The sequence below is a fragment of the Marinobacter sp. genome (assembly GCF_041686475.1).
Lineage (GTDB): Bacteria > Pseudomonadota > Gammaproteobacteria > Pseudomonadales > Oleiphilaceae > Marinobacter.
In genome coordinates this window covers 1-5,302 of sequence record NZ_JAWLDU010000106.1, presented here as the reverse complement: position 1 = coordinate 5,302, position 5,302 = coordinate 1, and the positions used below count along the sequence as shown (strand labels likewise).

At 58.6% G+C, this 5,302-nt stretch carries 7 protein-coding genes; 3 read left to right on the top strand and 4 right to left on the bottom strand.

The genetic code is table 11. The features are described 5' to 3' along the window. Positions 1-80: 80 nt before the first annotated feature. Entirely contained in the window at positions 81-1,796 is a 1,716-nt protein-coding gene (locus ACESMB_RS14605; protein WP_372971939.1) for a BamA/TamA family outer membrane protein, read from the top strand. Positions 1,797-1,862: 66 nt separating this feature from the next. Here the strand turns inward: ACESMB_RS14605 and ACESMB_RS14600 are convergent, their stop codons facing one another. Beyond that, positions 1,863-2,006: a DUF3096 domain-containing protein gene (locus ACESMB_RS14600; protein WP_099617637.1), complete on the bottom strand. Its 144-nt coding sequence runs from the start codon at positions 2,004-2,006 to the stop codon at positions 1,863-1,865. A gap of 21 nt (positions 2,007-2,027) precedes the next feature. Next, positions 2,028-2,231 carry a DUF3185 family protein gene (locus ACESMB_RS14595; RefSeq protein WP_372927055.1) on the bottom strand — a complete coding sequence of 68 codons (204 nt, stop codon included), beginning with the start codon at positions 2,229-2,231 and terminating at the stop codon, positions 2,028-2,030. 121 nt (positions 2,232-2,352) lie between these two features. Between ACESMB_RS14595 and ACESMB_RS14590 the strand changes: the two genes are divergently transcribed. Both ACESMB_RS14590 and ACESMB_RS14585 read left to right on the top strand, forming a co-directional pair. Then, the gene (locus ACESMB_RS14590; RefSeq protein WP_372927065.1) at positions 2,353-2,736 is read left to right on the top strand and encodes a DUF2750 domain-containing protein; all 384 of its coding nucleotides are present in this window, start codon (positions 2,353-2,355) and stop codon (positions 2,734-2,736) included. Between the two features lie 100 nt (positions 2,737-2,836). Continuing rightward, entirely contained in the window at positions 2,837-3,535 is a 699-nt protein-coding gene (locus ACESMB_RS14585; RefSeq protein ID WP_372927056.1) for a crotonase/enoyl-CoA hydratase family protein, read from the top strand. 117 nt (positions 3,536-3,652) lie between these two features. On the opposite strand, the gene ACESMB_RS14580 is transcribed toward ACESMB_RS14585, so the two are convergent. Both ACESMB_RS14580 and pxpB read right to left on the bottom strand, forming a co-directional pair. After that, positions 3,653-4,591 (bottom strand): biotin-dependent carboxyltransferase family protein, encoded by a 939-nt coding sequence (locus ACESMB_RS14580; protein WP_372927057.1) that lies wholly within the window; start codon positions 4,589-4,591, stop codon positions 3,653-3,655. Then, positions 4,588-5,301, bottom strand: coding sequence for a 5-oxoprolinase subunit PxpB (pxpB, locus tag ACESMB_RS14575; protein ID WP_372971938.1), 714 nt, complete (start codon positions 5,299-5,301; stop codon positions 4,588-4,590). Before pxpB ends, ACESMB_RS14580 begins: the two co-directional genes overlap by 4 nt. Position 5,302: the final 1 nt, after the last annotated feature.

Genomic DNA, 5,302 nt, shown 5'->3' with positions numbered 1-5,302 from the left:
CGCGGTGACATTCAGGTTCTGATGGATTTCTGGCCCAGTAGGTGTGGGCTTGCGTGGCATTCGATAACCCGGGAGCGATAATGACCCGAGCAGTAAAAGGACCAGGGTACGCCTTTCTCCTTTCGGGAATAGCGCTTTCCAGCCCGGCACTTGGCGCCGAGCCAGACCCGGACCGCTGTATTCCCAGCGAGGTGCAGCCGGAGTCCATTGATCTTGACCAGCCAAGGGACCAACTGGCTCGCCAGAGCGATCTGGTCATACCTCAGGGCGCGCGCATCGGCCAGGTGCGCATCGTTAGCCGGCCCATTTTTGATGTCAGCGATCCCGAGCAGGACAACCTTCTCTACCGCACCCTGAATACTCTGAATACACCCACGTGGGATTCTGCCCTGCGTGCCCAGTTGGTGTTTAACGAAGGGGATCCATACGAGCCGGAGGCCATTGCGGAATCCGAACGGGTCCTCCGCCAGCGGGAGTATCTGACTGCGGCCTGGGTTGGTGTGACCCATGTCTGCGGGGATGAGGTTGAGATAGGTGTTCTGGCCCGGGATACCTGGACTTTGCTGCCGACAGTAGGCGCGTCGCGCTCCGGGGGCGAGAACACCACCAATACCGGTCTTTCAGACCCGAACTTTCTCGGATCTGGCAAGAGCGTGGGGATTTCCTATACAAGAGACCCCGACCGCACCGAGACAAGTCTGGATTTTGATGACCCCAATGTTCTCGGCTCCCATTGGCAGACCGGGTTTTCCTACGATAAACGCAGTGATGGCCGCGGCCGCAGTGCCTATCTGGAGCGCCCTTTCTACAGCGAACGCACAGATTGGCGCTTTGGGCTAAGCGGTCTGGACGATGTGCGTGAACAATCCCGTTTCGTGGGTGCCGACGCCATTGCAGACTACCGTCTCAGCCAGGAATCGATCAGCGTTGATGTGGGATGGCGGCTTGCAGAGCGGGATTATCGCCAGTGGCGACTGCTTGCAGGCTACCGTTATGATGCGTTGGAATTTGAGCGCCTGCCAGACGAGCCGGACCTGGATTTGCTGCCGGAAGACCGGACCCTGAGCTACCCATGGATTGGTTTTGACTATCGTGAGAACCGCTTCCGCGAGATGACAAACCTGACTCGCCTGCAGCGGGTTGAGGATGTGCGGGATGGATTTGTGTGGCGCACAGAGCTGGGTTATTCAGCTTCCGGGCTGGGCGCCACTGAGGACCGTGTTGTCCTGAATATGGATTTCCAGGATGCGCTTATTGCTACTGAAAACAACTACGCTCGCTACGGGCTTGGTCAGAGCGGGACCTATCGCCTGGATGAGAACCGCGTTGAAAATCTCGAGGGAACTTTCAGTATCGAGTATTTCCACGGTGGTTCGGTCCGTTGGAATAGCTGGTACACCAACCTGTCTGTTACCGCGGCCCACAATCAGACCGCGGATCAGCAGCTCCTGATAGGCGGTGAAAACGGGCTCCGTGGTTATCCGAGCGATTATCAGCAGGGTAACCGGCGAGCGCTCTGGACTCTGGAGCGCCGCTATTTTCCGGACTGGCACCCGTTCAAGCTGTTCCGTCTGGGCGGTGTTGTTTTCACGGACGTGGGGCGAGCCTGGTTTGACGACGGGCGCAATAACGGCCCGGATGGTGGTTTCCTGAAAGATGTGGGATTCGGCCTGAGGCTGGCCTCAAGCCGGATTGAAGTCCAGAGAATGCTGCACCTGGACTTTGCGTTCCCGCTGGACGGAGATAACAGTATTGACAGGTTGCAGGTACTGCTGCGGGGAAGAACCAGCTTTTGACCACCTTCGAAGGCAGCCTGGATTCGCTGGCTCTATCCGGGCTCTCGGGTCACGAATGCCGGTTTTTCAGAAAGAATGCCCCAGCAAGCCCAGAACACCCAGAACGATCAGGTAACCTGCCACGATGTAGTTAAGCAGCTTTGGAAATACCAGTATGCCAATACCGGCGCCCAGACTGATCAGGGGAGCGAGTTCAAGATGTAGCGTCATATTACTGGTCTCCTGTCATGGTTATTTTCTGACGAACGCCAGGAATCCGCCCGCAACAACGGCTGCAGCGCCGCCAATCAGGTACCACATGGTTTCATCCGTAAAGCGGCCGGTGAACGTTTCAGTGATCTGATCCCCCACAGATTGTGTGGATTGATACCCGAAGAAAAGCAGGGCAATGCCTACCACGAGCAGAACGAGGCCAATGACTTTCGTGCTTCCCATTCCAATTTCCTTATAGTGTGCTTGTGGAACCCTATTTCAAGACCTATTGAGCCTTGGACCCTGCAGTGTAGCAGGTGAACGGGCAAGGCATCTTACTGGAGTGCAACTGTTAATGACTGCGATGACCAATGACGAGCTGAATCAGATCCTCGAACTGAACGGAGAGGAGCGATATGACTACTTCCTCAGCCTGGTCGGTGAAGAGCGCGAGATCTGGATTCTGGTGAATGCGGACAACCGCTTTCTGAAGATCGAATCGGAAGACGGTGCTTTCGCACACCTGCCGGTGTGGCCCGGTTCGGCGTTTGCGATGCAGTATGCGAAGGGCTCTGATGATCTCTCGCCGAAAAGTATCTCGCTGCCGGATTTCTTCAAAAAATGGGTGCCTGGTCTGACCCGCGACGGCCTCGAAGTAGGCGTGTTCCCCGGGCACGATGACACCCTTTGGATAACGGAGCCGGAGGAGCTGAAGCGCGACCTGCAGGACGAGTTGTCGAGCTTCTGACACCAGGCAAACAATTGTTTGTTCAGGAGAGTAGCCACATCTTGCAGATGCTGGCAAAGTTCACCACACCAAAATTCAACCCCAGCAAGAGGATACTCCGGTGACGGACCTTGTGAATTACCAATTGGAAGATGGCGTAGCCACTATCACCATAAGTAACGGTAAGGCCAATGCGCTGAGCCACGAAGTGTTCGAGGCGCTGAACCTCGCCCTTGACCGCGCCGAAGAAGACAGCGCCGTGGTCATTCTGACCGGACAGCCTGGCATTTTCTCCGGTGGCTACGACCTGAAAGAAATGCAGAAGGGCCCGAAGGAAGCCTCTGCGCTGGTGACCGTGGGGTCGACCTTTACGCGCCGGTTGGCGGCATTCCCGCTGCCTGTCATCGGAGCATGCAGCGGCCATGCGATTGCCAAGGGGGCATTCGTCCTGCTGTCGGTGGATCATCGCATCGGCATTGAGGGTGATTTCAAACTGGGCCTCAATGAAGTCGCCATCGGCATGACCATGCACCATGCCGGCATCGAGATTGCGCGGCATCGTCTGTCCCCGGCGCATTTTTACCGTTCCGTGGTCAACGCAGAGATTTTCAACCCGGTAGGTGCCGTGCAGGCAGGATTTCTGGATGAAGTGGTTGCACCCGAGCAACTGATGTCGCGGGCAAAGGAGCTGGCGCAGCAGTTCCGCAAACTGAACATGAAGGCCCACGAGCAGACCAAGCGTAAGGTAAAGGCTGAATACCTTGAACTCCTGGATGCCTCTATCCTTAAGGATGCGGAGCATCTGGGGCTGACGGGCTAGGAATTCGCAGCCCGAAAGTGAGGCCATTGCCGAAGAGTCGTTGTTCGTCAATAAGGCAACCGATCTCTTCATCAAAGGGGGACCGGCAACGGCACGAACCAAACCGGCCAGGCTGCCTCAGCAGAAAGAAACCAGGAATTGCCGGTGCTGTCGAACTGCGCCGTCGATGCCGGCGGCTCTGAGCCGCAGAGTCTGCCCCGGCAGGCATTGAGCAAGCCGACTGGCGGCCAGCGGCGTCAGGTTGCCCAGCCGCGGGTAGCCACCGATGGTCTGCCGGTCATTCAGCAGCGCGATCGGCTGGCCGTCAGGAGGCACCTGGACGGCGCCCAGTGAAATCCCTTCCGAGACCAGTGAGCTGATCGAGCACTGGAGTGCGGGGCCGATAAGGCGAACGCCCATTCGGTCCGCGCGCTGGTCTACCTGCCATCCCGCGTTGAAGGCATCGAACAGGCTCCTACCGGTGAATGCCGCTATCTGGGCGCCCGGCAGCAGATCCAGTGTGGTTGTCTGGCGGTAATCCGGTTGTTCGGACTCCGGTGCGACACGATCGGTCCGGGGCCTTTCGGCACGGTTCACGGTCAGGGTGTCACCGTCACGCAGGATTTTTCCCTGGCCGTCGAATCCACCGAGTTGCTCACGCACCACGCAGGCAGCACTCCCCAGCACGGCGTCGCCGCAGAAACCTCCCGCCACAGAAAGATACGCCCGCAGGCCGTTTACCGGGGTGCCGAAGGTCAGCGTATCACCGGCGCTGATGGCCAGCGTTCTCCACATGCCCACCGGCTTCTGGTTGTGCCGAAGGCCAAGGTCGGCGCCGGTCAATGCAATAATCAGATCTCTCTCTGCCACCAGTTCCAGCCCGCCGAAGGTGATTTCCAGCGCTGCCGCCCCCCAGGCGTTATCGGTCAGATGGTTGGCCCAGGCCCATGCGTGGAGGTCGGCCGGCCCGCCCTGGGTCACGCCCAGATGTCTGACTCCGAATCGCCCGGCATCCTGCAACAGGGCAAGTGGGCCGGCCCGGGACACGCGAAATCCGGTCAGGTCATTCTCACTCATTTTGCCGCCCCTTTTTCCAAGGTCTGGTCAGCGGGTTTGGTATCGCCACCCTCTGCCTCGAACTTTTCCCTGGTGGCTGCCACGAAACGTACTCGGTCGCCTACCCTCAAAAGGCTGAATCCCTCTCGGTTGCGATCGAATAACCGCGCAGGAGTTCGCCCGATCAGGTTCCAGCCACCGGGGGTGACCACCGGATAAGCCGCGGTTTGCTGGCCGGCGATGGCGACGCTGCCGGCGGGTACTTTCTGGCGTGGGGTATCCAGGCGCGGGCAGGTCAGTGCAGGGTCCAGCAATCCCATAAAGGCAAACCCGGGTGCGAAACCAAGAGCAAAAACGCGATATTCCCGGGCGCAATGAGCTTCAATGACTGCCTCGACCGAAAGCTCTGACAGGTCGGCAACACGCTGGAGGTCAGGGCCAACCTGCAGGTCGTACCAGGTAGGTAGTTCGTGGAGTTCACCACCGGTGCCGGCTTCGGCAGGCCTCAGGGTGGCAAGTATGTCGAGCAGTTTTTGCCGGGCCTCGCAGGGTGTTGTCTGAAACGGATCAAAAACCACCAGCAGCGTTGTGTAGGAGGGCACCAGGTCCACCAGAGTGCTTCCGAAGACAGACTCGCATTCCTCGGCAAGGGCGGTCAGCCACAACAGGTTTTTTTCGTCGATGCTGTCGAACAGCCGCACCATCCAGCCGTCGAGGCCGGCCCGTTCCAGA

Bases quoted from the DNA above. Each gene is read 5' to 3' on its own strand.
- ACESMB_RS14580 (WP_372927057.1), bottom strand. From the start codon at position 4,591: ATGAGTGAGAATGACCTGACCGGATTTCGCGTGTCCCGGGCCGGCCCA.
- ACESMB_RS14595 (WP_372927055.1), bottom strand. From the start codon at position 2,231: ATGGGAAGCACGAAAGTCATTGGCCTCGTTCTGCTCGTGGTAGGCATT.
- ACESMB_RS14590 (WP_372927065.1), top strand. From the start codon at position 2,353: ATGACCAATGACGAGCTGAATCAGATCCTCGAACTGAACGGAGAGGAG.
- ACESMB_RS14600 (WP_099617637.1), bottom strand. From the start codon at position 2,006: ATGACGCTACATCTTGAACTCGCTCCCCTGATCAGTCTGGGCGCCGGT.
- ACESMB_RS14605 (WP_372971939.1), top strand. From the start codon at position 81: ATGACCCGAGCAGTAAAAGGACCAGGGTACGCCTTTCTCCTTTCGGGA.